The organism is Oleiharenicola sp. Vm1 (assembly GCF_047777955.1).
GTDB lineage: Bacteria > Verrucomicrobiota > Verrucomicrobiia > Opitutales > Opitutaceae > Didemnitutus.
The window spans coordinates 4,116,514-4,139,589 of sequence record NZ_CP180537.1 but is presented as its reverse complement, the minus strand read 5'-3'; the positions used below and the strand labels follow the sequence as shown (position 1 = coordinate 4,139,589).

General features: G+C 70.9%; 27 protein-coding genes. 15 read left to right on the top strand and 12 right to left on the bottom strand.

Translation table 11 applies throughout. The features are described from left to right. Positions 1 to 91 precede the first annotated feature (91 nt). Positions 92 to 331 carry a DUF1653 domain-containing protein gene (locus ACMYLB_RS19825; protein WP_415908676.1) on the top strand — a complete coding sequence of 80 codons (240 nt, stop codon included), beginning with the start codon at positions 92 to 94 and terminating at the stop codon, positions 329 to 331. A 27-nt stretch (positions 332 to 358) separates the two neighbouring features. Here ACMYLB_RS19825 and ACMYLB_RS19820 read toward each other — a convergent pair whose 3' ends face one another. The 4 genes from ACMYLB_RS19820 to ACMYLB_RS19805 form a co-directional block, all read right to left on the bottom strand. Then, positions 359 to 1,054 carry a phosphatase PAP2 family protein gene (locus tag ACMYLB_RS19820; RefSeq protein ID WP_415908675.1) on the bottom strand — a complete coding sequence of 232 codons (696 nt, stop codon included), beginning with the start codon at positions 1,052 to 1,054 and terminating at the stop codon, positions 359 to 361. An 80-nt stretch (positions 1,055 to 1,134) separates the two neighbouring features. Then, entirely contained in the window at positions 1,135 to 2,568 is a 1,434-nt protein-coding gene (gene pyk / locus ACMYLB_RS19815; protein ID WP_415908674.1) for a pyruvate kinase, read from the bottom strand. A gap of 141 nt (positions 2,569 to 2,709) precedes the next feature. Beyond that, positions 2,710 to 3,507: an MBL fold metallo-hydrolase gene (locus ACMYLB_RS19810; protein WP_415908673.1), complete on the bottom strand. Its 798-nt coding sequence runs from the start codon at positions 3,505 to 3,507 to the stop codon at positions 2,710 to 2,712. A 62-nt stretch (positions 3,508 to 3,569) separates the two neighbouring features. Continuing rightward, the gene (locus ACMYLB_RS19805; RefSeq protein ID WP_415908672.1) at positions 3,570 to 4,655 is read right to left on the bottom strand and encodes an acyltransferase family protein; all 1,086 of its coding nucleotides are present in this window, start codon (positions 4,653 to 4,655) and stop codon (positions 3,570 to 3,572) included. 232 nt (positions 4,656 to 4,887) lie between these two features. Between ACMYLB_RS19805 and ACMYLB_RS19800 the strand changes: the two genes are divergently transcribed. The 6 genes from ACMYLB_RS19800 (at position 4,888) to ACMYLB_RS19775 (ending at position 9,724) form a co-directional block, all read left to right on the top strand. Further along, a complete protein-coding gene (locus tag ACMYLB_RS19800; RefSeq protein WP_415908671.1) occupies positions 4,888 to 5,373 on the top strand; it encodes a 6-pyruvoyl trahydropterin synthase family protein in 486 nt (161 codons plus the stop codon). Between the two features lie 49 nt (positions 5,374 to 5,422). Beyond that, positions 5,423 to 6,403: a GTP cyclohydrolase FolE2 gene (folE2, locus tag ACMYLB_RS19795; RefSeq protein ID WP_415908670.1), complete on the top strand. Its 981-nt coding sequence runs from the start codon at positions 5,423 to 5,425 to the stop codon at positions 6,401 to 6,403. A gap of 96 nt (positions 6,404 to 6,499) precedes the next feature. Beyond that, positions 6,500 to 6,697 carry a hypothetical protein gene (locus ACMYLB_RS19790; protein ID WP_415908669.1) on the top strand — a complete coding sequence of 66 codons (198 nt, stop codon included), beginning with the start codon at positions 6,500 to 6,502 and terminating at the stop codon, positions 6,695 to 6,697. An 80-nt stretch (positions 6,698 to 6,777) separates the two neighbouring features. Beyond that, a complete protein-coding gene (locus tag ACMYLB_RS19785) occupies positions 6,778 to 7,473 on the top strand; it encodes an SDR family oxidoreductase (RefSeq protein ID WP_415908668.1) in 696 nt (231 codons plus the stop codon). A 179-nt stretch (positions 7,474 to 7,652) separates the two neighbouring features. After that, complete coding sequence (locus tag ACMYLB_RS19780) at positions 7,653 to 8,489, top strand: lectin-like domain-containing protein (RefSeq protein WP_415908667.1); 837 nt, start codon at positions 7,653 to 7,655, stop codon at positions 8,487 to 8,489. A 107-nt stretch (positions 8,490 to 8,596) separates the two neighbouring features. Then, positions 8,597 to 9,724, top strand: coding sequence for a cation:proton antiporter (locus ACMYLB_RS19775; protein ID WP_415908666.1), 1,128 nt, complete (start codon positions 8,597 to 8,599; stop codon positions 9,722 to 9,724). Between the two features lie 7 nt (positions 9,725 to 9,731). On the opposite strand, the gene ACMYLB_RS19770 is transcribed toward ACMYLB_RS19775, so the two are convergent. Next, on the bottom strand, positions 9,732 to 11,816 hold the full coding sequence (locus ACMYLB_RS19770) for an HAD-IIB family hydrolase (RefSeq protein ID WP_415908665.1): 2,085 nt from the start codon (positions 11,814 to 11,816) through the stop codon (positions 9,732 to 9,734). Between the two features lie 105 nt (positions 11,817 to 11,921). Beyond that, complete coding sequence (locus ACMYLB_RS19765; protein ID WP_415908664.1) at positions 11,922 to 13,259, bottom strand: glycosyltransferase; 1,338 nt, start codon at positions 13,257 to 13,259, stop codon at positions 11,922 to 11,924. A gap of 428 nt (positions 13,260 to 13,687) precedes the next feature. Here ACMYLB_RS19765 and creB point away from each other — a divergent pair, with 428 nt between their 5' ends. The 6 genes from creB to ACMYLB_RS19735 all read left to right on the top strand — a co-directional run bounded on the left by creB (position 13,688) and on the right by ACMYLB_RS19735 (position 16,982). Continuing rightward, a complete protein-coding gene (creB, locus tag ACMYLB_RS19760; protein ID WP_415908663.1) occupies positions 13,688 to 14,377 on the top strand; it encodes a two-component system response regulator CreB in 690 nt (229 codons plus the stop codon). Positions 14,378 to 14,465: 88 nt separating this feature from the next. Further along, entirely contained in the window at positions 14,466 to 14,726 is a 261-nt protein-coding gene (locus ACMYLB_RS19755) for a hypothetical protein (RefSeq protein WP_415908662.1), read from the top strand. Beyond that, positions 14,696 to 15,826 carry a two-component system sensor histidine kinase CreC gene (gene creC, locus ACMYLB_RS19750; protein WP_415908661.1) on the top strand — a complete coding sequence of 377 codons (1,131 nt, stop codon included), beginning with the start codon at positions 14,696 to 14,698 and terminating at the stop codon, positions 15,824 to 15,826. The genes ACMYLB_RS19755 and creC overlap by 31 nt, the downstream gene beginning before the upstream one ends. A gap of 114 nt (positions 15,827 to 15,940) precedes the next feature. After that, a complete protein-coding gene (locus ACMYLB_RS19745; protein WP_415908660.1) occupies positions 15,941 to 16,162 on the top strand; it encodes a hypothetical protein in 222 nt (73 codons plus the stop codon). An 11-nt stretch (positions 16,163 to 16,173) separates the two neighbouring features. Continuing rightward, complete coding sequence (locus ACMYLB_RS19740) at positions 16,174 to 16,572, top strand: inner membrane CreD family protein (protein ID WP_415908659.1); 399 nt, start codon at positions 16,174 to 16,176, stop codon at positions 16,570 to 16,572. Positions 16,573 to 16,673: 101 nt separating this feature from the next. Beyond that, a complete protein-coding gene (locus ACMYLB_RS19735) occupies positions 16,674 to 16,982 on the top strand; it encodes a hypothetical protein (RefSeq protein WP_415908658.1) in 309 nt (102 codons plus the stop codon). Between the two features lie 43 nt (positions 16,983 to 17,025). On the opposite strand, the gene ruvB is transcribed toward ACMYLB_RS19735, so the two are convergent. The 3 genes from ruvB to ACMYLB_RS19720 form a co-directional block, all read right to left on the bottom strand. Continuing rightward, a complete protein-coding gene (gene ruvB / locus ACMYLB_RS19730) occupies positions 17,026 to 18,066 on the bottom strand; it encodes a Holliday junction branch migration DNA helicase RuvB (RefSeq protein ID WP_415908657.1) in 1,041 nt (346 codons plus the stop codon). 93 nt (positions 18,067 to 18,159) lie between these two features. Then, positions 18,160 to 19,449: a UDP-N-acetylglucosamine 1-carboxyvinyltransferase gene (locus ACMYLB_RS19725; protein ID WP_415908656.1), complete on the bottom strand. Its 1,290-nt coding sequence runs from the start codon at positions 19,447 to 19,449 to the stop codon at positions 18,160 to 18,162. Between the two features lie 139 nt (positions 19,450 to 19,588). Continuing rightward, the gene (locus tag ACMYLB_RS19720; RefSeq protein WP_415908655.1) at positions 19,589 to 20,656 is read right to left on the bottom strand and encodes a translation initiation factor IF-2; all 1,068 of its coding nucleotides are present in this window, start codon (positions 20,654 to 20,656) and stop codon (positions 19,589 to 19,591) included. A gap of 217 nt (positions 20,657 to 20,873) precedes the next feature. Here ACMYLB_RS19720 and ACMYLB_RS19715 point away from each other — a divergent pair, with 217 nt between their 5' ends. After that, a complete protein-coding gene (locus ACMYLB_RS19715; protein WP_415908654.1) occupies positions 20,874 to 21,245 on the top strand; it encodes a dUTPase in 372 nt (123 codons plus the stop codon). Here the strand turns inward: ACMYLB_RS19715 and ACMYLB_RS19710 are convergent. From ACMYLB_RS19710 to ACMYLB_RS19700, 3 genes are all read right to left on the bottom strand, one after another. Then, positions 21,211 to 21,543 (bottom strand): hypothetical protein, encoded by a 333-nt coding sequence (locus tag ACMYLB_RS19710; protein WP_415908653.1) that lies wholly within the window; start codon positions 21,541 to 21,543, stop codon positions 21,211 to 21,213. The two genes, ACMYLB_RS19715 and ACMYLB_RS19710, sit on opposite strands and share 35 nt — an antisense overlap. After that, complete coding sequence (locus tag ACMYLB_RS19705) at positions 21,522 to 21,887, bottom strand: hypothetical protein (protein ID WP_415908652.1); 366 nt, start codon at positions 21,885 to 21,887, stop codon at positions 21,522 to 21,524. The genes ACMYLB_RS19710 and ACMYLB_RS19705 overlap by 22 nt, the downstream gene beginning before the upstream one ends. Before the next feature lie 95 nt (positions 21,888 to 21,982). Then, positions 21,983 to 22,450, bottom strand: a complete 468-nt coding sequence (locus tag ACMYLB_RS19700) for a YiiD C-terminal domain-containing protein (RefSeq protein WP_415908651.1) — start codon at positions 22,448 to 22,450, stop codon at positions 21,983 to 21,985. 129 nt (positions 22,451 to 22,579) lie between these two features. Between ACMYLB_RS19700 and ACMYLB_RS19695 the strand changes: the two genes are divergently transcribed. Continuing rightward, the gene (locus tag ACMYLB_RS19695) at positions 22,580 to 22,936 is read left to right on the top strand and encodes a YciI family protein (RefSeq protein ID WP_415908650.1); all 357 of its coding nucleotides are present in this window, start codon (positions 22,580 to 22,582) and stop codon (positions 22,934 to 22,936) included. Positions 22,937 to 23,076: the final 140 nt, after the last annotated feature.

The following is a 23,076-nucleotide window of genomic DNA, read 5'->3' as shown; positions in this document are numbered from 1 at the left end:
AAGCGGGTTGGCGTCCGGCCGCGGCGCCGGCCGGGGCGTGCCCGGCCAGAATCGGGTTGCCGCGCGCGGGGCGCGGCGGCGGACTGCGGGCATGTCGAACGCGTTGCCGCCGTTGCCGAGCGAACCGAGGCCGGGACTCTACCGCCACTACAAGGGGAATCCCTATCGCGTGCACGGGCTGGCGCGGCATTCGGAGACGCTCGAGGTGCTCGTCGTCTACGAAGCGCTGTATGGCGCCGGGGGCACGTGGGTGCGGCCGGCGGCGATGTTCGTCGAGTCGGTGGAGACCGCGGCAGGACGGGTGCCGCGGTTCGCGCGGGTGGGCGATTGAGCGGCGGGCGGCGTGCCGCCGCGGGGCTCACGCCGCCTGGCGGTGGGCGGCCACGGCGGCGGCGATTTCGGCGCGGACGGCTTCGAGGGCGGCCTGGGTCTGCGGCGATTTCAGCATCTCGCGGGCGATGGCCTCGCCGAGCCGGCGGCCGGCGACGATGTCGCTGGGGTAGTGGGCGCCGCCGTAGAGGCGGCTGAGGCCGATGAGCTCGGCCTGGTGCGCGAAATCGGCGGCGCGCTCGGGCCAGGCGGCGGCGAGGAGGGCGGCGTGCAGGCCGCCGGCGGTGGCGTGGCCGCTGGGGTAGGAGAAGCCGTCGGGTTTGGCGACGGCGGGATGGAGCGCGGGGTTGTCCTCGTGCGGCCGGCGGCGGGCGTAGGTGTTCTTGGCGCGGTCGGTGAACGGCCGGGTCTCGAGCGTCGAGTCCTTGATGAAGGCGGCGAGTTTCGGGAGCGTGCGGGCGTCGGCCCAGTCGCCCAGGACCGGCTGCACGAGCTTGAAGACGTCGTATTTTTCCCAGTGCTGCGCGAGGGCGGCCTGTTCCGGCGTGCGGTTGCGTTCGAGCAGGACCATCACGAGGCGCTCGCCCGCGGCGGCGGCGGACTCCGGGGCGGGCGGCGGCGGGACGACTTGCAGGGCGTCGAGCGCGTCGGGGGCGATGAACGCCCCGCGGGCGAGGGAGAAGGCGAGGCCCAGCAGCAGGACCGGGCGGGGAAGACGGACCATGGCGCGGGATTGAAGCGATCCGGCGGCCGCTGTCCATCGCCGGTTGATGAACGGCGCGGCACGGCGTTCGAACGGCGGGATCAGCCGACGGTGCGGAGCTGGATGCTGTCGACGCGCTGGTGGGACTCGGTGGTGATGTCCGAGACGATGACGATCTTGTCTCCGGTCTTGAGCCGGCCGAGGCTGCGCAGGGCGGCGACGGAGCGCTCGAGGGTCCGCTCCGGATCGCCGAACGGATGGAGCAGAAACGGCTCGACGCCGCGCACGATCTTGAGGTGGCGCAGGGTGTCCAGCGAGTCGGTGACGGCGAGGATCGGCGCGCAGGCGGGGCGGTGGGCGGCGAGGCCGGCGGCGGTGATGCCGCGGCGGGTGAAGCAGAGCAGGGCGGAGTTGGGCAGCTCGTTGGCCATGACGACGGCGGAGCGGAGGAGCTTCATGCGCTCGGCGAGGAAGACGGCGGGCTCGTCGATGTCGGCCGCCATCTCCTGCTCGATGCGGCGGGAGATCTGGTCGAGCACGGCGACGCACTCGAGCGGGTATTTGCCCACGGTGGTCTCGCCGGAGAGCATGACGCAGTCGGCGCGCTCGTAGACGGCGTTGGCCACGTCGGTGATCTCGGCGCGGGTGGGCATGGGCTGGCCGATCATCGACTCGAGCATGTGCGTGGCGATGATGACGGGGCGGCCGATGGCGAGGCAGGTGCTGACCGCGCGGCGCTGCACGACGGGCAGTTCCTGGAGCGGGATCTCGATGCCGAGGTCGCCGCGCGCGACCATGAGGACGTCGGTGGCGCGGATGATCTCGTCGAGGTGGTCGATGGCGGACTGGTCCTCGATCTTGGCGACGATGCGGGCGGAGGAGCCGTGCTGCTTGAGGAAGGCGCGCAGGTCGTGGATGTCGCTGCCCTCGCGGACGAACGAGAGGGCGACGAAGTCGATGCCCTCCTCGATGCCGACGAGGGTGTCGCCGCGGTCCTTCTCCGTGAACGACGGGAGGTTCACGCGCACGCCGGGGAGATTGATGTGGCGGCGCGACTTCAGTTCGCCCGGGGTGAGCACGCGGCAGCGGATGCGGGTGTCGTTCTTCTCCAGCACCTCGAGGCGGATGAGGCCGTTGTCGACCAGCACGGTGTCGCCGACGCGGATGTCGTTGACCAGATTGCGGTAGTTGACGTCGACGGAGCGCACCTCCTCGGCGCGCTCGGCCTCGTTCGCGGGCTTGACGGAGAAGTCGAAGATCTCGCCCGCCTTCAGCTCGATCGGCAGGGCGACGTCGCCGGTGCGGATCTCGGGGCCCTTGATGTCCATCATGATCGCGACCTCGCGGCCGCACTGGCGCGAGACCTCGCGGATGCGGCGGATGATGGTGCGCGTCCACTCGTGCGAGGCATGGGCCATGTTGAGGCGGACGACGTCGACGCCGGCCTCCATCAGCTTCGTCAGCATTGCCTCGCTCTCGGTGGCGGGACCGAGGGTCGCGATGATCTTGGTGCGGCGGAAAGGCGCGGAATTCATGAGCCGCGGAGTGAATTCAGGGGGGCGGGAGCCCGCAAAGCAAAAGCCGGCGCGGCCGTGTCAAAACAGCGCGCAATTCCCGGGCAAGAGCCGACAAGATCCGCGGCGCCGGGCGGTTGCGCCGGGCCGATACGGGCCGGTTCAGAACTCGAAGGCGGCCGAGCCCTCGCCCGGGGCGACGACGGAGAAGCCGCAGCGCAGCGCCGCGAGCGCGGGGCCGCACGCCGCCTCGACCGCCGCGGGCGAATTGCAGTCGCGGCTGAGGTGGGCGAAGAACACGTGGCGCCAGCGCGGGCTGGCGACGGACTGGAGCAGCTCGCGCGCGGCGTCGTTGGAGAGGTGGCCGTGGCGGCCGTTGATGCGCTGCTTGACCGACCACGGGCGCTTGGTGTCGGCCTCGAGCAGGCGCGGGCAGTAGTTGGCCTCCAGCACGAGCACGTCCGCGTCCCGCACGCGCTCGCGCACGTGCGAGGGCGCGTGGCCGAGATCGGTCAGCCAGGCGAGCGTGCGGCGCGGGGCGAAGAGGTCGCCCTCGTGGCCGTGGGCGATGAGGAAGCCGACCGGATCCTGCGCGTCGTGCGGCACGGAGAAGGCGCTGATCTCGAGGTCGCGGAAGCGGAAGGTCGCGCCGGTCTCGAACACCTGCCAGTTGGCGCGGTGCTTGAGCGAGCGCTGCACCGCCTGCGCGGTGGCGGAGTTGGCGAAGACGCGGATGTGCGGATGCCGCGCGAGGCCGCCGAGGGCGGCGGCGTGGTCGCCGTGCTCGTGGGTGAGGAAAATGGCGTCGATGCGCTCGAGCGATTCGCCGGCGGCGGCGAGCAGCTCGCCGAGCCGGCGCGCGGAGAAGCCCGCGTCGACCAGCACCCGCGAGTCGTCGGTGGTGAGGAGTGCGGCGTTGCCGTTGCTGCCGCTGCCGAGGATGCGAAAGCGCACGGGCATCGCGGCGATTGAGCGGCGCGCGCTCCGCCCGGCGCAAGGGAAAACTCCGCTCCGCGCCCGCCTCACGCCGCCGCCCGCCGCGGCACGGCGGCCCCGGCGGGCGGGCGGCTCTCGAAGCGCGCCTTCAGGCGCAAAAACCGCTGCTCGAGCACGTGGAACGACAGCGCCGCGGCGCCGAGCGAGAGCGCGAGCTTCAACGGCAGCTTCTCCATCAGCGTCCAGCCGGGCAGCGCGCGCTCGACGAGGAAGTAGATCGGCAGGTGCAGCAGGTAGATGCCGTAGGAGATGCGGCCGAGGTAGACCAGCGGGGCCCACGACAGCGGCCGCGCGAGGAGCGAGTGGCGGCCGAGCACGAGGTCCGCGAGCACCAGCGCGGACGCGGCCGCGATGATCACGTAGCCGAAGCGGCCCATCCACGGGCTATACCACGTGACAATGCGCGGCGTGGCGAGGATCACCAGCAGCGCCGCCGGCGCGAGCAGCCGGCCGAGCCAGCGGCTCGTCGCGGCGCCGAGTCCGGCGGCGGACAGGGAACGGGCGAAGTAGGCGAGGGCGGCGCCGGCCATCAGGCTGTCCATGCGCGTGTCGAGGCCGTAGTTGATGCGTTCGTCGGAGTAGACGCCGACCAGGCCCGCGCGGTAGACGGCGATGACGAGCGCGGCGATCACGAGCACGAGGCCGCGCGTGCGCGCGTCCGGCACGCGGCGTTCGAGCAGCAGCACCACGAGGGGCCAGAGGAGGTAGAACTGCTCCTCGACCGCCAGCGTCCAGCAGTGCAGCAGCCACGAGAGATCCGTGTCCGAGAACGCGCGCACCCAGTTCGCCGAGTAGGTCAGCGCGATGCCGATCGCCGTCCACGGGGCGCGGCCGAGCGCGAGCCATTGCCCGACGCCGACGAAGGCGCACGTCAGCAGCAGGCACGGGCCGAGCCGCAGGAAGCGCCGCAGGTAGAAATTGCGGAAGCTGAGCCGCCCGGTCGCCCCCGTCTCGGCGGCGAGGATGCTGGTGATGAGGAAGCCGCTGAGCACGAAGAACAGGTCGACGCCGACGCCGCCGCTGCGAAACCAGGCGACGCCGCCATGCGCGGCGAGGACGATGCCGACGGCGACGGAGCGCACGCCGTCGAGCGGACGAAAATAGCGGTGCATGCCCGGCTTTTCTGGCCCGCGGCCGTCGCGGGGCGCAAAGATTTTCCGACTGAATAATCAGACGCGGAGCCGGCGTCCGCGCGGCTGAATTTTCATCGCGCCGCGGCCGGCGGCGGCGACGGCGCGGCGCGGCGTTCCGGCGCGAGCGCACCGCGCCGACGGGTGCGTGGTTCCGGCGGCGCCCGGCGCCACAGTTGACGCGGGCGAGAAACTGGATTGGCTCGTCCCTCCCATGGCCAAGTCAGCCTCCCGCAAAAAGTCCGCCGTTCCCGCTGTGCGCCCGCAGCGGGGCGTCGTGACCATCACCCGGCAGGTGCACTTCAACTCCGCCCACCGGCTCTACAACCCGACGAAGAGCCTGGCCTGGAACCGGGAGCAATACGGCCTCTGCACCAACCCGCACTGGCACGGCCACAACTACGTGCTCGAGGTCTCGCTCCGCGGCGAACCCGATCCCGTCACCGGCTACCTCATCGACCTGGCCGAGCTGAAGCGCATCCTCCACCGCGCGATCGTCGACAAGTGCGACCACCGCAATCTGAACGACGAGGTCGATTTCCTCCGCGGCATCATCCCCTCGACCGAGAACCTCGTCATCGCGTTCTGGCACGAGATCGAGCCGCATCTCCGGCACGTGCGGCACGCCCGCCTCCACTGCGTGCGGCTCTATGAGACGCCGCGCAATTTCGCCGAGTATTTCGGCCCCACGCCCGCCTGACCCGGCGGGTGCATCCGCCGGTTATCGTCCCCCGTAGAAAAACGACACCATGAGCCAGAAGAAGCCGATGTATCTCCACCGCTCCGCCGACGGCGCCGAGCCGCGGATCAAGCGCGGTTACGACCGCAAGTTCCGCAGCACCGCCGCGCATCGCGCCTCGCTTCCGGACATGATGGAGGCCGCGCACGACGCCATCCAGGGCGCCAACGTGCCGATCCAGCAGGTCGGCATCCACAACTTCAAGCTCCCGCTCAAATACCGCGCCAAGGGCGGCGAGATCCTCACGCTCGAGACCAGCGTCACCGGCACCGTGTCGCTCGAGGCCGAGCTGAAGGGCATCAACATGAGCCGCATCATGCGGACCTTCTACGACCACAAGGACGAGGTCACCACTGGCGAGTGGATGGGCAAGGTGCTGAAGAACTACCTGCGCAACATCGACAGCAAGGACGCGCGCCTGAAGATCGCGTTTTCCTACCCGATGCTGCGCCCGAGCCTGCGCACCGCGCTCGTCGGCTACCAGTTCTACAACGTCGCGTTCGAGGGCGTGATGACCCGCGACGGACGCTACCGGCGCTTCATCCACTTCGACTTCGTCTACTCGTCGGCCTGCCCGTGCTCCGCCGAGCTGACCGAGCACGCCCGCGACCAGCGCGGCGCCTACGGCGTCCCGCACTCGCAGCGCAGCAAGGCCCGGGTCACGATCGAGGAGGCGCCGGGCAAGAAGATCTGGATCGAGGACATCCACGCCCACTGCCTCGCCGCGCTCCAGACCGAGACGCAGGTGATGGTGAAGCGCGAGGACGAGCAAGCCTTCGCCGAGCTCAACGGCGCCTACCTCAAGTTCGTCGAGGACGCCGCCCGCCTGCTCTACCGGGAGTTCGACGCCGACAAGCGCATCATCGATTTCCGCATCGCCTGCTCGCACCTCGAGTCGCTGCACTCGCACGACGCCGTGAGCGTGATCTGCAAGGGCGTGAAGGGCGGCTTCACCGCCGACTTCATGGACTTCGGCCAGCTGCTCTGCTGAGCGCCACCGCGCGGCCATGTGGCAGGAGCTCACCCGCGGCCCGACGCTGCTCACCGCGGCCGCGCTGGCCCTGCTCCTCGGCTTTTCCTCTGGCGCGTGAACAGCGCGCTGAAAAACGCCTTCCGCCACCGCGAGCGCTACGCCGAGAACCTGCGCCGCGCCGGGCAGGCCGCCGAGGCCGACCGCGTCGAGGCCGCGACCCGCGGCGTCGCGCGCCGCCTGCCGCTCTACGGGCGGTTCCTCGTGCTCGCCGCCCTCGCCCTCGGCCTGGCCGGGCTGCTGCGCCTGCGCTGAGCGATTCGTCTTTGGTCGCGGGCGGTTTTTCGCCAGCGTCGCGCCGTGCCCAAGCCATCCTCCCCGTCCCCGGTCCGCTCGTGCTCATCACCGGCGCCTCGCAAGGCATCGGCGCCGCCCTCGCCCGCACCTTCGCCGCCGAGGTGAAGGGCGTGCGGCTCGCGCTCGTGGCGCGCAACGCCCGCAACCTCCGCGCGGTCGCGGCGGCCTGCGCGCGGCTCGGCGCGGAAGCGGCGGCGTTCCCGTGCGACACCAGCGACGAGGCGGCGGTGGCCAAGGCCGCGCGCGCCGTCGCCCGGCGCGGCGGCGCCGTCGACGTGCTGATCAACAACGCCGGCGCGTTCACCCAGGCAAAGTTCGTCGACACGAGCGTGGCCGAGTTCGACCGCATGGTGGCGGTGAACCTGCGCAGCGCCTTCCTCGTCACGCGCGCCTTCCTGCCCGCGATGCTGGCGCGGCGGAGCGGCGACGTGTTCTTCATGAGTTCCATCGCCGGCCTCGGCGCCTACCCGAACGCCGCCGCGTATTGCGCGGCCAAGTTCGGCGTCACCGGGCTGGCGCAGGTGCTGCGGGCGGAGACGAAGGAGGCGGGCGTGCGCGTGTGCTGCGTGCATCCGGGCGCGACTTGGACGCCGTCGTGGAGCGGCAGCGGCGTGGCGGAGGAGCGACTCATGCCCGCCGAGGACGTTGCGCGCGCGTTCCTCGATGTCTGGCGGCTCGGCCGGCGCACGGTCGTGGAGGAGATCGTGCTGCGCCCGCAGCGCGGCGACCTCTGACCGGCTCCCGCTTCCGGCTAGGGCAATTTGGGGAAGCGGCGCTTCGGGGAATTTCCGTAACGGGCCGACCTAGCCGATCGGCCCGCCGGGTTTTTCCCAGTCCGAGGTAAATAATCTCGCCGCAATGCAACGCGCTTGCAGCGTAGCCGGCGACCGGCATGAGATCCCCACGACTCAGCATGCTTGCTTTCGCCCTGCTCGCGACCTTCGCCGGTCGCGCCGGGGCGCAGACGCTGGCCTACGGCTCCTTTTCGAGCGGGGACACGACGCTGAAATTCAACAGCTCCTCGGTCAGCGGCGGCGTGGCCGTGCTGGCGGACACCGGCCATGACCGCGGCTCGGTCTTCACCACGAGCCAATACACGATCTCGGGCTTCAGCGCCGTCTTCCAGTTCCAGATCACCAATCCCTCCGGCTTGGCGGACTCGACGGGCGTGATCGGCGCGGACGGCATCGCCTTCGTGATCCACAACGACTCGGCGGGCGCCTCCGCGCTCGGCAGCTTCGGCGAGTATCTCGGCTACGGCGGCACGAGCGCCTCCAACCGCATCGACAACAGCGTCGCGGTGGAATTCGACACCTTCAAGAACTCGGGCAACACGAGCGAGGTCAGCTCCAATCACCTCGGCATCGACACCGGCGGCAGCGTCAACTCCATCGCCACCGCCGCGATCGCGTCGCCCTTCGACAGCGGCGCGGTGTGGACGGTGTGGCTCGACTACAACGGCACCAATCTCGAGGTGCGCACGAGCGCGAACGGCCTGCGCCCGGCGACGGCGGACCTGAACCGGACGATCGACATCGCGGCGCTCGTCGGCGGCACGAGCGCCTACCTCGGTTTCACCGGCGCCACCGGCTCGGGCTACGGCGACCACACGGTGCTGAACTTCGCCTTCTCCGACAGCTATGTCTCCGGCGGCCTATCGGTCGTGCCGGAGCCGTCCACCTACGCGCTGTTCGCGCTGGGCCTGGCCGGCCTCGGGGTGCAGCAGTGGCGGCGCCGACGCGGGCGCTGAGGGTTCGGCTTGCGCGGGAGGAGTGCGGCGCGCTTCATGCGGGGCATGTCGCCGCGTGCCTGCCTTGCGATCCGATGGACTGAGCCCACCCGGGCGGAGGGCGGGGCGTGACGAGCATCGAGCTGCTGGTCATCCTGCTCCTGCTCGTGATGGCGGTGCCGGACGTGTGCCGCTGGTTCGGGCGGCCGGCGCTGGCGTATCCGGCGTTCGTGTGCTTCGGCCTGCTCGTCGGGCCGCTGGTGCGGCCGGAAGTCGGCCAGATGCTGCGCGAGGCGGGGCAGATCGGGTTCGTGCTGCTGCTCTTCGAGGTCGGCCTCGAGGTCGACCTGCCGGTATGGCGCGAGCTGCGGGCGCCGCTGCGCTATGTCGCGCGCTGGGTCCTGCCGCAGTATCCGGTGCTGCTTGCGCTGGCCCGGCTGGCCGGGCTCGGCTGGCTCGAGTCGTTCCTCGCGGCGGCCGCGCTGAGCGCGTGCTCGGTGGGCATGGCGCATGCGGCCTGGAAAGGCTTCCCCGGCCTCGCGGGCGCCAACCGCCAGTTCGTGCTCTCGGTGATGGTGCTGCTCGAGGTGCTGGCGGTGGTGCTGCTGGCGGTGGAGACGGCGGTGCTCGGCCGCGCGCCGACGTGGCTGTTCGCCCTGAAGCTCGGGGGCATGGCGCTGGTGGTCTACGCGTGCAGCCGCGCGGCGGTGCACGTCAGCCGCCTGCTGCAGGCGGTGCTCGAGCGTGCGACGCACTGGCGCCTGCACCTGGTGACGCTGCTCGTGCTCGCGATCTGCGCGGTGGGCGAGCGGTTCGGGCTCTCCGGACCGAAGACGGCGTTCTTCCTCGGGCTGTTCTCCAGCCGGGTGCAGCACGACGGCAAGCACCTGGAGGAGTATCTCGCGCCCATCTCGCGCCGCTTCCTGATCCCGCTGTTCTTCGCCGCGCTGGGCACGCAGGTGCCGCTGGCGGCGCTGTGGTCCCGCGAGGCGCTCTACGCCGTGACCGCCGGGGCGCTGATCATCGCGGCGCGGCAGGTGTGGCACGCGCGCGGCGCCCCGCTCGGCGGCGGGCGCGACGCCTATTTGTTGCTCTGTCCGAACTTCACCCTGGTGGCGCTGGCGGCCGACGCGCTGCTGAAGGCGCCGGATGTCCCGGCGCGCTGGGCGGTGTGGCTGCTGCTGACCGGCCTGGTCGTCACGATCGTGGCGTTGGCCGCGCTGCCGGCGAAGCCGGCGGCGGCGGACGGTCACTGAGGCCGCGTCACTCCTCGTGCGGCGCCGGGCTGGCGTCGAGCTCGTGGCAGGCGTGGAGGAAGGTCGCGGCGGACCACGCCTGGTAGGCCTTGCCCATCGGCCGGCCGGTCTGGCCGTGGACCCACTCGTTGAACTCCCACTCGCGGTCGCGGCCGAGCTGGTTGACCTGCGCGAGCCGCACCAGCTCGCGGCAGGCGACCTCGTGGAAGCCGAGGCGCTGGATGAAGCGGACCCACAGGCCGCCGATGAAAGGCCAGATGCCGCCGTTGTGGTAGTGGTGCGGCAGGTTGAGCAGGTTGACCGTGTAGTAGGCGCGCCAGTCGGGATCGCCCGCCTGCACGACCGGGTAGAGGTTGGCGACGGGCCAGGGCTGGTTGACGCCGACGCCCCACATGAAGCGGAAGGCGGTGCGGGCGCGCTCGACGTCGAGCACGTTCATGAGGAACGCGAGGATGTTCGCGTAGGTGTCGCAGCGCCAGTTGAAGGCGAAGGGCGTGATCTCGGCCAAGAGATACTGCGTGTCGCCGAGGGCGAACTGGCGGTCGGCGAAGCGGTGCGGGCGCGTCGCGCCGCTGGGGTCGTTCGTCGTCGGCCAGAAGGCCTCGAGGATGCGCGCGCGGATCTTCTGCGAGCGGCGGAGGTAGGCGGCGGCGGAGTCGAACTGGCCCATGAGCTCGAGGATGCGGCCGTAGCAGAGGTTGGCGCGGAACCACAGCACCTCGTCGTAGAGGACGTTGTAGCTGCGGCCGAACAGGTCGGTCCAGTCGCCGGCCTCGGGGATCTCCAGCAGGCCGTCGTTGTTGGCGTCGTGGGCGGCGAGCCAGATCATCACGCTCTGCAGGCGGTCGGCGTGCCGGTAGAGGAGGGTGAGGTCGCCAGTGCGGGCGGCGTAGTTGTAGAGGGCGATGACGACCCACAGGCCGCTGTCGATCGAGGCGATGTTGCCCACGCCGGAGTAGTCGGGCTCGCCGGTGTCGAGGCGGACGTTGGCGGGGATCTGGCCGTGCACCGACACGGCGTTGAGCAGGGTCTCGAAGGTGCGGACCTGGGCGGCGCGGACCTCGGGGTCCTGCACCTGGAGGGTGCTCCAGATGGTGATGGCGCCATCGCGCGCCCAGACGCTGCGGTAGTTGGCGTCGGTGCCGGTGACGGTGTTGTCGGCCAGCGAGCAGGCGGAGAAGCCGAGCGGCGTGATGTTGCGCTTCAGCGCCTCGAGCGCGCGGGCGTAGCCGGTGCGGAGCAGCTCGCGCTCGGAGTCGGCCAGGCCGCCGAGGTGGGTGCCGGTGAAGAGCTGGCGGAAGCTCGGCGCGAGGTCGTCTGCGGCGAGGCGGGCCTCGGCGCGGCTCGGCACGGCGCAGACCACGCCGAAGTGGCAAAGCCCGTCGAGCACGCCCTCGGCCAGGATTTGGCGCGAGGTGTAGATCGGGATGTCGACCGTGGCCTCGAAGAGCTCGGGCTGGGCGTTCTCGACGATGATGCCGCGCACGCCCGGGAGGCGGAACATCGAGGCGTCGTTGCCGGTGTCGCCGGCGACGAGGATTTCGTCGAGGGCGATCCCGAGGCGCTCCGCGAGCCAGGCCAGCGCGCCGCCCTTGGTGGCGTGGCGCGGGAGGATGTCGAGATCGCGCGAGCTGGAGTAGACGACGTTGACCTCGAGCCCGGCGAGCGCGAGCTGAGCGCGCAGCTCGCGGATGGCGCCGCGCGGGGCGCGCTCGAGGAACCAGCTGGACTTGAACTCGTGCTGGAACTCGTCCGGCTGCGCGCGGGCGCCCGGAAACTGGCTGACGATCTGGCGGACCAGCGCCAGGTCCCAGCCGGCCTGGAGGTGGGCGTGGAACGCGGTGAGGAAGGCGCCGGCGCGCACGTCGTAGATCTGCGTGCCGACGCCGCCGATGTAGAACTCGGCGGCGGGCAGCGTGCCGTCGTCGACGAAGCGCCGCAGGTCGTCAACCAGCCGTCCGCTGTTGTAGGCCAGGTGCGGGCGCGCCGACGGATCGAGGGCTTCCCACGCGAATTTGAACCGGCGCGTGGCCTCGGGATTGCCGAGGAGCGTGCCGTCGAGGTCGGAGCTGAAGAGGCGGACGGTAGGCATGGATATTAACGCGGGATGATGGACGATGGACGACGGCGTGGAAAAAGGAGCGAGTGAGGCGGCGAGCGGTGCGGTTCTGTCATCCGTCCTCACTCATGACGCTCCTCAGTCGCCGTCGTTCCACGGCTCGTCCCACTCGCTGTCGGTGAAGGCGAGGGCAGTGGCGCGCTCCTCGATCAGGCTGACCAGCTGCTGGGCGATGCCGGTCCAGGTGAAGAGGCTGCGGGCCTTGTGCGCGCCCATGCGGGCGAGACGGGCGGAGAGGCGCGGGTGGCGCAGGACCTTCACGATCGAGATGCCGAGGTCGAGCTTGTCGAACGAGTCGGCGTAGAGCGCGTGGCGGCCGAAGGTGACGGCGCGATAGAGGCCGCCGTGCGTGGTGATGACGGTCGGCGTGCCGCAGGCCATGGCCTCGATCGCGGTCATGCCGAAGGGCTCGTAGCGGCTGCTGAGCACGAACACGTCGGCCGCGCGGTAGTGGTTGGCGAGATCGCGGTCGGAGACGAAGCCGCCGAAGGTGACGCGCGATTGCAGCTTGTAGCGGCGCACGCGCTTTTTCAGGTCGGCGAGGATCTCGCGTTCCGTCGCGTTGAGGCGGGTGCCGCCGACGGCGAGGTGGAGGTGTGCGTCGGCGATGCGCGGGGCAACGACGGAGAAGGCGTCGATCAGCAGGTCGTAGCCCTTGTTGCGGGCGAGGCGGCCGATGGCGAGGACGACCTTGCCCGCGAAGCCGAGGCGGCGGCGCAGCGTCTCGCGCGAGGCGGTGCTGATCGGGAAGAAGCGGTTGTCGTCGTAGCCCGGCGGGATCATGTGCACGTGCTCGGCGGGTGCGCCGTAGTCGTTCACGATCATGTCGACCTGGGGCGGCGTGGTGGCGATGACCTCGTCGCAGTGGCGGTAGAGCAGGGTCTCCTCGTTGATGCGCTGGGTGAAGTTGTATTTCTTCTCGAAGTGCGCGGCGTCGTGGGGAAAGTCGCGCTCCATGAGCTGCTTTTTCCAGAGGCCGAGCGAGTGCGGCGTGTGGATGTGCGGCACGTCGAGCGCCTCGGTGAGGCGCTGGGTGGCGAAGCCCGCGTCCCAATAGTGGCTGTTGAAAAACTGGTAGCGCAGGCGGTGCTTCTTGATGAAGCGCAGCGCGTGTTCTGCCCACTCGGGCAGGTGGCGGACGAGGTATTCCTTGCCGATGAAGTCCGGACCGCCGCAGGGCATACGGAGGATGCGGACCCGATCGGCTACGGGCTCGATCTCGACTTGGTCCTCGAAACGGCGCGTCCAGATGTCGACTTCGAAGCCGAGCTGGGCGAGTTTCTTGGCGAGTTCGAGCACGTAGACGACCTGGCCGCCGGTGTCGGCGGCGCCGAGCGGCGGTTCGGCCGCGACGTAACCGTGGGTGGAGACCATGCCGATGCGCGGCAGGCGGGACTCAGGGAGTTTATGAGACATGAGGTCCTTTCGTTCGGCCCGGGCGCGCTGAGTCGGCGGCGCCGGGCGGTTGGGATGAGATCCGCGCCGGGACGGGCGCGGGGGCCGCAGGGGCGGCGAAGGCGGCGCGCTCGCACGCGTGGAAGCGAACCCGTGCTTTCGCACTGGCCGAGCGAGCGGCGCCGCGATCAATCAAGTCGACCGCCGTCGCTTGCCAAGGTTTCGCGCATGGGGATTCCCCAAATTCCGTGCGCCCGCGCGAACGGCGCGGCGCACGCGCGGCGGAGCGTGAACCGCGCGACCTCGGGGCGGACGTTGAAGCGCACGCGCCGCAGATGGCCGACGCCGGCGCGCGAGCTCGGTGCTGACCGCCTCGGCCGCGTCGGCTCGACGCGTCCGGCGGGCAAGCAGGCTTGCGCGCGGCGCGGTTTCGTGGCGAAACATCCGCCGTGACCTCCTCCCGTCCCACCGTGCTCGTCGTCGAAGACGAAGCGGGCATCGCCGAGACGATTCTCTACGCGCTGCGCACCGAGGGCTTCGCGCCGCTCTGGAAGACAACCGGGCGCGACGCGCTTGCCGCCCTGGCGGCGGAGCCGGTGGCGCTGGTGGTGCTCGACGTCGGCCTGCCCGACATGAGCGGCTTCGATGTCTGCCGCGAGCTGCAGCGCCGGTGCGCCGTGCCGGTGATCTTCCTCACCGCCCGCGCCGGCGAAGTGGACAAGATCGTCGGCCTCGAGCTGGGCGCGGACGATTACCTGGCGAAACCCTTCAGCCCGCGCGAGCTCACCGCCCGCGTGCGCGCCGTGCTTCGGCGCACGCAGGCCGGCGCCTCGGCGCCGACGGCGGGCGTCTGGGCGCACGACGCCGCGCGTTGCCGCATCGCCTATCGCGGCCAGGCGCTCGAGCTGACGCGCAACGAATACCGCCTGCTCGCCGCGCTGGTGGCGGCACCAGGGCGGGTGTTCAGCCGCGACCAGCTCATGGCGGCGGCGTGGGACGATCCCGGCGCAGCGCTCGACCGCACGGTCGACGCGCACGTGAAGCAGGTGCGGGCCAAGCTGCGCGAGGCCGCGCCCGACGCCGACCCGATCGTCACGCACCGCGGCCTCGGCTATTCGCTGCGGGAGGAGGACAGGTGATCCGAGCCGGGACAGGCGCCGCAAATCGTGTCAGCTTTCCGCGGGCCCGGCGCGGCGGGGACGGAAGGCCCGGACGGCCGGGGCGGTCGTGAAAATCCGCACGCTCATCTTCGGCGTCTACGTCGGCGTGACCGCGCTGGGTTTCGCCGCGCTGATGGCGTTGACGTTGCGCGACGTGCGGCTGCGCTACGTGGAGTCGATGCGGCGCACGATGGGCGACACGGCGGTGTTTCTGGCGACCTTCGCCGCCGCCGAGCCACAGGGGAGGATTGGAGCCGCCGCCTGGCGCAGCTGCCGCCGCAGGCGGAGCTGCTGCGGGTGTTCGCCTGCGACCGCGACGGACGCGTGACGTTCGATGCCGCGGGGCGCGACGTGGGCCAGGTCTATCCGTGGGGGATGTTCGGCGGCGGGCGGGTGGCGTCGGAGAACTACACGCTCCCCAACGTCGCGGTGGTCGACAACGAGCTGCGCGTGCGCGCCCCGGTGCGACGCGGCGGCGCGATCGTCGGCTGGGTCGGCGTGGGCCGGCCGCTGGCGACGGTGGTCGAGGGCGTCACCCGCGCGCGCTGGCGGCTGGTGTTTTGGGCCGGCGCGCTGGCGCTGGGGATGACCGCGGTCGGCTGGTGGGTGTCGGCGCGGCTGGTCCGTTCGCTCGAGCGCCTGACGCGGCACGCGCGCGCGGTGCGCGACGGGCGCGCCTCGGAGGCGCCGACGTCGCGGGCGCGCGAGATCGCGGAGCTGGCGCGCGCCTTCGAAGAGATGCGCGACGCGCTGGAGGGCCGGAAGCACGCCGAACGCTACACGCAGGTGCTGGCGCACGAGGTGAAGGCGCCGCTGGCGGCGATCCGCGGCGCGGCCGAGCTGCTCGACGAGCGCATGCCGGAGGAGCAGCGGGCGAAGTTTCTGGCCAGCATCCGCGCCGAGGCGGCGCGCATCCAGGCGATCATCGACCGGCTGCTCGAGCTGTCGTCGCTCGAGGCGCGGAAGACGCTCGCGCGCACCGAGGAGCTGGACGCGGCGGCGCTGGCGGAGGAGGCGGCCGGTGTCGTGCGGCGGGCGGCGGAGATGGCGGGCGTGAGCGTGCGCGTCGAGGCGGCCGCGGCACGGCTGCGCGGCGAGCGCGTGCTGTTGCGCGAGGCGCTGGTCAACCTGCTGCAGAACGCCGTGGAATTTTCGCCGCGCGGCGGCGAGGTGGTGCTGCGCGCGGGGCGGAGCGGCGGGCGGGTGGAATTTGTCGTCGCGGACCGCGGGCCCGGCGTGCCGGACTACGCGCTCGGGCGGGTGTTCGAGCGGTTCTACTCGCTGCCGCGCCCTAACACGGAGCGGAAGAGCACCGGGCTCGGCCTCGCGCTCGTGCGCGAGATCGCGCACCTGCACGGCGGCGAGGCGACGCTGGAGAACCGAGACGGCGGCGGCGCGCGGGCGGCGTTGCAGCTGCCGGCGGCGTGAACGCCGGGCGCTTTTCGCGGGGATTTCATGCGCCGTTCACGCTGGCTTCACGGGGCGGCGCCACGATGCGGGCATGGAAACTGAAGCCCCCGCCCGCCCGCGCCCACCACGATCGTGCTGCCGGTGATCCGGCGACGGCACGTCGTGCTCAATCTCGTGTTCATCGCCGCGCTGACGGTGATGTTCATGGTCCCGCTGCTGCTGATCAACGGCCTGCGCATGGAGCGCGCGCGGATGCGCGGCGTATCCGAGGCGGAAGTCGCGGCGGTGCAGGCGGGGACGTCGGCGGCGGACGGTTACCGGATGGTCGACCGGGCGTTGAAGCACAGCCCCTGATCATCGGCCTGGTGTTCACGGCGTTTTTCCTCTTCGAGACGCTGACGGGGCTGCGGCTGCACGCGGTGCACTACGCGCTGGTCGGCGCGGCGCTGTGCCTCTTCTACCTTGCGCTGCTGGCGCTCGGCGAGGTGCTGCCGGCGGGCGCGGCGTATTGGGGCGCGGCGGTGGCGTCGTCGGCGATGATCGTGCTCTACTGCGTCTCGATCCTGCGCAGCGCGGGACGCGCGGGGACGATCGCGGCGCTGCTCGGCGCGGAGCACGGCACGCTGTTCGTGATCCTGCGCCTGGAGGATTACGCGCTGCTCGCGGGCACGGCGGCGCTCTTCGTGGCGCTGGGCGCGGTGATGTTCTTCACGCGGAACGTGGATTGGTTCGCGGAGGATGCGGGGCGGAGCGCGCGGGGGTGAAGAGGCAGTGCTGGCGGCCGGTCGCAGCGCTTACTTGCGTCCTGTTCACATCTTCCTGCGGCAAGCGCTGCGATTACCGCGCGGAAGCTAAAATCGGTGGGATGGCGATCCGTGTCAGCCTTGAGCCTTCGCATCCCTACCTCGCCGAATACAGAAAAATTCTCGAAATTGAGCAGGCGGGCGTCAGGCGAAGAAAGGAGATGTTTCAGGACAGCGGCGGTTATGCGTGGGTCGCGCTCATCAACGATCACGGCCGTCTGGACGTTCGCGATCTGGGCGGTGTGCAACTCAGCGTGGGCAGCACCGGCACCGCTGAAGGGCGGGAGTATCTTGGGCGCTTCGATTTCGATTCGGCCCGCGTGTATCGGTTCATTCCCGCATCCGAAGATGCGCGCGAGCCGCTGCCGTGATGATGCGCGGAGTCCTTCGCCAGACGCCGGCGGAACTCCGACGCTACAGCAGCGCCTGCTGCTCGCCGCTCGCGAGCGGCGGCAGGCCGATGGCGTGGTAGCCTTTCGGGGTGAGGACGCGGCCCTGGGCGGTGCGGGCGAGGTAGCCTTCCTGGATGAGGAACGGCTCGTGGACCTCCTCGAGCGTGTCGGCCTCCTCGCCGACGGCGATGGCGATGGTGCCGAGGCCGACGGGGCCGCCGCGGTAGTGCTCGGCCATGAGGCGGAGGACGCGCTTGTCCATCTCGTCGAGCCCGGCGGCGTCGATCTCGAGCAGTTCGAGCGCGGCAGCGGCGACGGGCTGGGTGATCCGGCCCTTCGCCTTCTCCTGGGCGTAGTCGCGGACGAAGTTGACGAGGTTGTTCGCGATGCGCGGGGTGCCGCGGGCGCGGCCGGCGATTTCCTGGGCGCCGGCGGCGTCGATCTCCACCTGCAGCAGCGCGCAGCTGCGCTGGACGATGCCGCAGAGTGTGGCGCGGTCGTAGTAGTCGAGGCGCGTGTTGAGGGTGAACCGCGAGCGCAGCGGCGCGGTGAGCAGGCCGGCGCGGGTGGTGGCGCCGACGAGGGTGAACCTCGGGATCGAGAGCCGGACGCTGCGGGCGTTGGGCCCCTGGTCGATCATGATGTCGAGGCGGAAGTCCTCCATCGCGGAGTAGAGATACTCCTCGACGGTCTTCGAGATGCGGTGGATCTCGTCGATGAAGAGGATGTCGCCCTCCTCGAGGTTGGTGAGCATGCCGGCGAGGTCGCCGGGCTTCTCGATGACGGGGCCGGAGGTGACGCGGACGTTGCGGCCGAGCTCGTGGCCGAGGATGAAGGCGAGCGTGGTCTTGCCCAGTCCGGGCGGGCCGGAGAGCAGGATGTGATTGAGCGCCTCGCCGCGGCGCTTGGAGGCGCCGACCATGACCTTGAGGCGCTCGACGGTCTTCGGCTGGCCGGCGAAGTCGGAGAACGCGAGCGGGCGCAGCGCGGCCTCGGTCTGCGAGACCGGCGCGTTCAGGGCGCTCGCGATGAAATCGGTGCCTTTGTTGGGTTCTTTCAGCATGGAATTAAACGCGCAGGGGCGAAGGCGCGGAGGATTGGCTCAAGGGTTCAATGGCGGGCTTCGCGTCTTTGCGACTTCGCGTTCCAGTAAAGCTCACTTCCACTCCACCTGCGCGCCGATGGAGCGGAGGTTTTCGACGAAGTTCGGGTGGGCGCGCTTGATGGTGTCGGCGTTCTTCACGACCGAGCGGCCCTCGATGCTGGCGGCGACCATGTAGAGGGCGACGGCGGCGCGGATGATGTAGGGGGCCTCGACCGTGGTCGGGCGCAGCGGCTTGTCGCCGAAGACGACGATGCGGTGCGGGTCGTTGACGACGATGTGGGCGCCGAACTTCGAGAGCTCGGCCATCCAGGTGAAGCCGCCCTCGTAGACCTTGTTCCAGAACATGACCTCGCCCTTGGCGCGGACGGAGAGGGCGATCATGACCGGCAGCAGGTCGACGGGAAAATACGGCCAGGGCGCGGCCTCGATCTTCGGGAGCAGGTTGGTGGTGAACGGCTGCTCGACGACGAGCTTCTGCTTCTTGCGGACGAACGCGGTGTCGCCGTCGTATTCGACCTGCACGCCGAGCTTGGCGAAGGAGCGGTTGATGAGGTCGAAGTGGTGCGGCAGCGAGCGGGTGACGCGCACCTCGCCGCCGGTGATGGCGCCGAGGGCGAGGAAGGTGACGACCTCGTGGTGGTCGGTGTTGATCGTGAACGTGCCGCCCTTGAGCCGCTTCACGCCGCGGATCGTGATCATGCTGGTGCCGAGGCCCTCGAGGTCGGCGCCCATGGCGACGAGCACGGCGCAGAGGTCCTGCACATGCGGCTCGCTGGCGGCATTGATGATGACCGACTGGCCCTCGGCCAGCGCGGCGGCCATGACGAAGTTCTCCGTCGCGGTGACCGACATGTAGTCGGGCCAGTGGCGCGCGCCCTGGAAGCGGTTCTTCAGGCGGATGGTGAGCTTCTCGCCGCGCGACATCGTCGCGCCGAGCTTCTCCAGGATCTCGAGGTGCGGATCGAGCTCGCGGATGCCGAGCGAGCAGCCCTTGGCGTTGGTCGGCACGACGAGCTTCTTCATGCGCTGGAGCAGCGGGGCGAAGAGCAGCACCGACGAGCGCATGCCGGAGGGCAGCTCGCCGTCGAGCCGTGCGGCGTCGAAGGTCGAGTGGTCGACGTCCATGCGGCCGCCGCCGCGGTCCCAGTTGATCCGCGAGCCCTGGTCGACGAAGAAGCCGACCAGCTTCTCGACGTCGGTGATGTTCGGGACGTTGAGCAGCGTCACCTTCTCGTCGGTGAGGAGGGTGGCGCAGAGGATGGGGAGGACGGAATTCTTGTTGCCGGAAGGCGTGATGGTGCCGCTAAGGGGCTTGCCGCCGTGGACGATGAGGTCAGCCATGGAGAAGCGAGAGGCGAGAGCGAGGAACGGGAGGGACGCGGGAAAGGGACGCGCGAACTTCCGCCGAAGCGTCGTGCGATGCGACAAAAAAAGGCGCCCCGCAACGGGGCGCCTGGGAGGAATTTTTGTGCGCGGGTGCTCAGCCTTGGGCATCGCCGCCGCCGGCGGGGTTGCCGCCGCGGTCACCGCCGCGATCGCCGCGGAAACCGCGATCGCCACCGCGGCCGCGTCCGCCGCGACGACGCCGGCGGAAGCCGCCGTCGCCACGACCTTCGCCGCCATGGGTGTGGCCTTCGCCGCCGCCGAAGCCGCCCTGCTCGCGGCCGGCGTTGTCGCCGCCCTGGCCGGCCGGCCGGTCGCCGTGGCGATGGCCGCGACCGCGGCCGCCGCGATGGTGGCGATGGCCGCGACCTTCGCCGCGGTTCTCACCGCCGCGCTCGCCGTGGGAGTGGGTCTCGGGCTGGGGCGCGGCCTCGGGCTTGCCGCCGAAGAGGCCCTTCAGCCAGCCGACGAAGCCGCCCGACTTGGGCGCGGCAGCGGCCGGGGCGCTCGCGTCGGCGCGCGGGGCGCGGTCTTCGCGGCGGAATTCGGGACGCTCGTGGCGGAACTGCTCGCGCGGGGCCTGCTGGCCCTCGGGGCGCGGTTCGCGGCGGTCGCCTTCGAAGCGGCCTTCGCGACGCGGGCGGTCGCCGCGCGGTTCGCGCGGGCCGCGGAAGTTGTCGCTTTCCCAGGTCTGCGCGGCGACCGGCTTCGGGCGCTCGGGCGGGAGGATCTTGATCTCGGCCTTTTCCTCCGGGGCGGAAGCGGGAGCCGGAGCCGCGGGCTTCGCATCGAGGGGGAAGAGCTCCGCGGCGGCGGGAGCCGGTTGCGCGGGGGCGGCGGACGGCGCCGGCGCGGGGGCCGGAGCGACGGTTTCGGCGACGGGAGCGGGCTCGGGCGTCGCGGCCGGAGCGGCGGGCTCGGGCGTGGCGGGAGCGAACGGGTTCTGGTATTCGCGCGGGGCGGAGACGATCTCGATCGCGGTGGGCTTGTATTCGTTGCTGGCGGGGGACGCAGCGGCCGCCGAGGAGGCGGAGCTGGGACGCTTGCCGCGGGCCAGGCCCGAGCCGCGGCTGGTGCCGAACGAGGCGACCGGCGCGCTCGCAGCGTCTGCCGGCGGAGTCGCGGCGGCCTCGGCGGGCGCACCGGACTGGTCATTGGTGGACATGTCTATCTTCTTGGTTGGAAAGCGCCTGCCAAATAAGGCGGCGCAGTGGGTTGAGCCGGCCGGAGCCCGCGGAGCGGTCTCGGCACCGCGCAGGGCGCGATGGAACGGCGGCAATAGGGCTCCCAAGGTCGGCAAACCCGTCCCCTCGCGCAACAGCTAAATTTTTGCCCGGTCCGGGGCTTGCCAGCCTGCGGGGGGCGACCCACGCTGCCGCGCCATGGACAAACTCGAGGAGATTTTCCGCATGCAGGACGCGTTGAACCGGCGCATCGGGGTCGCTTTGCCGCCTCCGACCGACGAGGAGAAGGCCAAGTGGATCCTCAACTACACGCGCGCGATGCAGCAGGAAACCGCCGAGCTGATCGACTCCGTGCCCTGGAAATGGTGGGCGAAATACCAGAAGTTCGACGAGCAGAACGCCAAGGTCGAGGTCGTCGACCTGTTCCACTTCCTCGTGTCGCTCGCCCAGACCCTCGGCATGACCGCCGACGACGTCTACCAGGCCTACCTGAAGAAGAACCAGGTCAACCACGCGCGCCAGGACTCCGGCTACGTCAAGAAGGACGAGGCGGACTCGAAGCACATCTGACTTGCGGCCTTCCCGCGGCGGGTCTCGCCGGCGGGCAGCTCAGGCGGCCCTGCGGCGGCGCCGGAGCCGCGTGCCCGTGCGTCCGGCGGCGCGGGGATTTCGGCGCCGGCGGCAGAACGGCGAAGCAGAACACGCCCAGTTCCTTTTCCCCGGGACCGAAGGTGCTCGGGGTGATCCGCCGCACGGAAAGCACGAGCAGGTTGCGGCGCGGATCGTTGGCGAGCCGGAAGACGAAGGCGTCGTTGCCGTAGCGCTTGGCGGAGCGGAACTCGAGTTTCACCGCCTCGTCCTCGACCACGTAACCGACGCCGTGCTGCCACTCGCCGCGCCAGGTGGCGGCGCCGGCGGCGTCGCGGCATTCGATGAGGAAGCGCGCGGCGGTTTGCCGGATCGTGACACGCGTGGTGTCGGCAAAAGCTGCCGGGCGAGCGCCAGGTCGAATTCCAGCGCCAGCAGCCCGTGCAGCGACACGCCGCCGGTCGGGGGCTCGAGGGCGGACGCGATGATCCGGCCGGTGGCTTCGTAGTCCCCGCTCACGTCGACGGCGCGGACGAGCGGAAGGGACGTCAGGAAGACGAGGGCACAGCGGCACCACCTGGTCGCGCGTCCCGCGTGCTTGGGCGATCCAGCGAGCGATTTCATGGGCGAAACCGGAGCGCGAACAACTCGCGCCTCGCGGTGACCGATTTGTAGTCCGGCGCGCCGGCCGGGTCAAAGCCAACCTTGGCCCGGTCGCGTCAGAGCACCGCGACGAAGCTCCCGTCGAACTCGACCGCGGGCTTGCCCGGGGCGCCCTCGACGACCGCGCGGAGTTCCATGCGGGCCTTGTCGTGACGGCGGAGGTCGGCGAGGAAAGTCGCGATGGCGTCGGCCGCCGGGCGCGCGCACACGGCGCGGATGACGCCGGTGGCCGGCGCGCGGTAGAGGGCGTTGCTGCGTTTGACGACGACGTGGCCGTCGATGCCCGCCTCGCGCAGCACCATCCAGAGCGCGCCGTAGCAGGCGAGCAGCGGCACAGCGTGCAGTGACCCGCCGAAGGCCGTGCCGAGATGGTTCCGGTTGGGTTCGAGCGGCGCTTCAAGCACGAGCCGCTGCGCGTTCGCCTCGACCGCGCGCAGGCCCATGGCGCGGGTGAGCGGGATCTGCTCGTGGAGGAACGCGGTAAGGCCGGCGGCGCTGACGCTGTCGGGGACGAGGTGGCTCATGCGGAGGCGGAAAATGACGGCGCGCGCCGAGCCGGCGCAAGGCTTGTTCGCCGGGCCGCGAAATAGCGGCGAGGAATTGTCCTGTGGCGCTGCACCGGTCCGTCGTAGGATGGAAGCCAATCTCACTCCATGAATACACCCGACGCTCGCTCCCTCTACCTGCTTTTGCTCCGCCAGCCCGCGCAGGGCCCCGGACCCACCCCCGCCGAGCTGCGGGCGATCATGGTGCGCTTCGCCGAGTGGATGGACGGCCTTCGCGCCGAGGGCGCGCTGGTGTCGTCGCACGGCCTGAAGCCGAAGGGCAAGATCCTCCGTGGCCGGCGGGGCGCGACGATCGCCGACGGCCCTTATGCCGAGGCGAAGGAGATCGTCGGCGGCTACGTGCTGATCCGCGCGCGGAACCTGGCGCAGGCGCTGCGGTTCGCGCGCGGGTGTCCCGGCCTCGACCACCGCCTCGCGGTGGAAGTGCGGCCGGTGAAGCACTGAGCGGCGGCGCCGTGGGCGCGGCGCGCGTTCGTCTCGATGGCGCGGCGAGGTTGTCAGTCGGGAATGCGCGGACCGCGCCGGGGTCGGTGCCTCGGGAAGGATGAGGGGTTCGTCCCGGTCGCGCTACGGCCAGAGGGGCC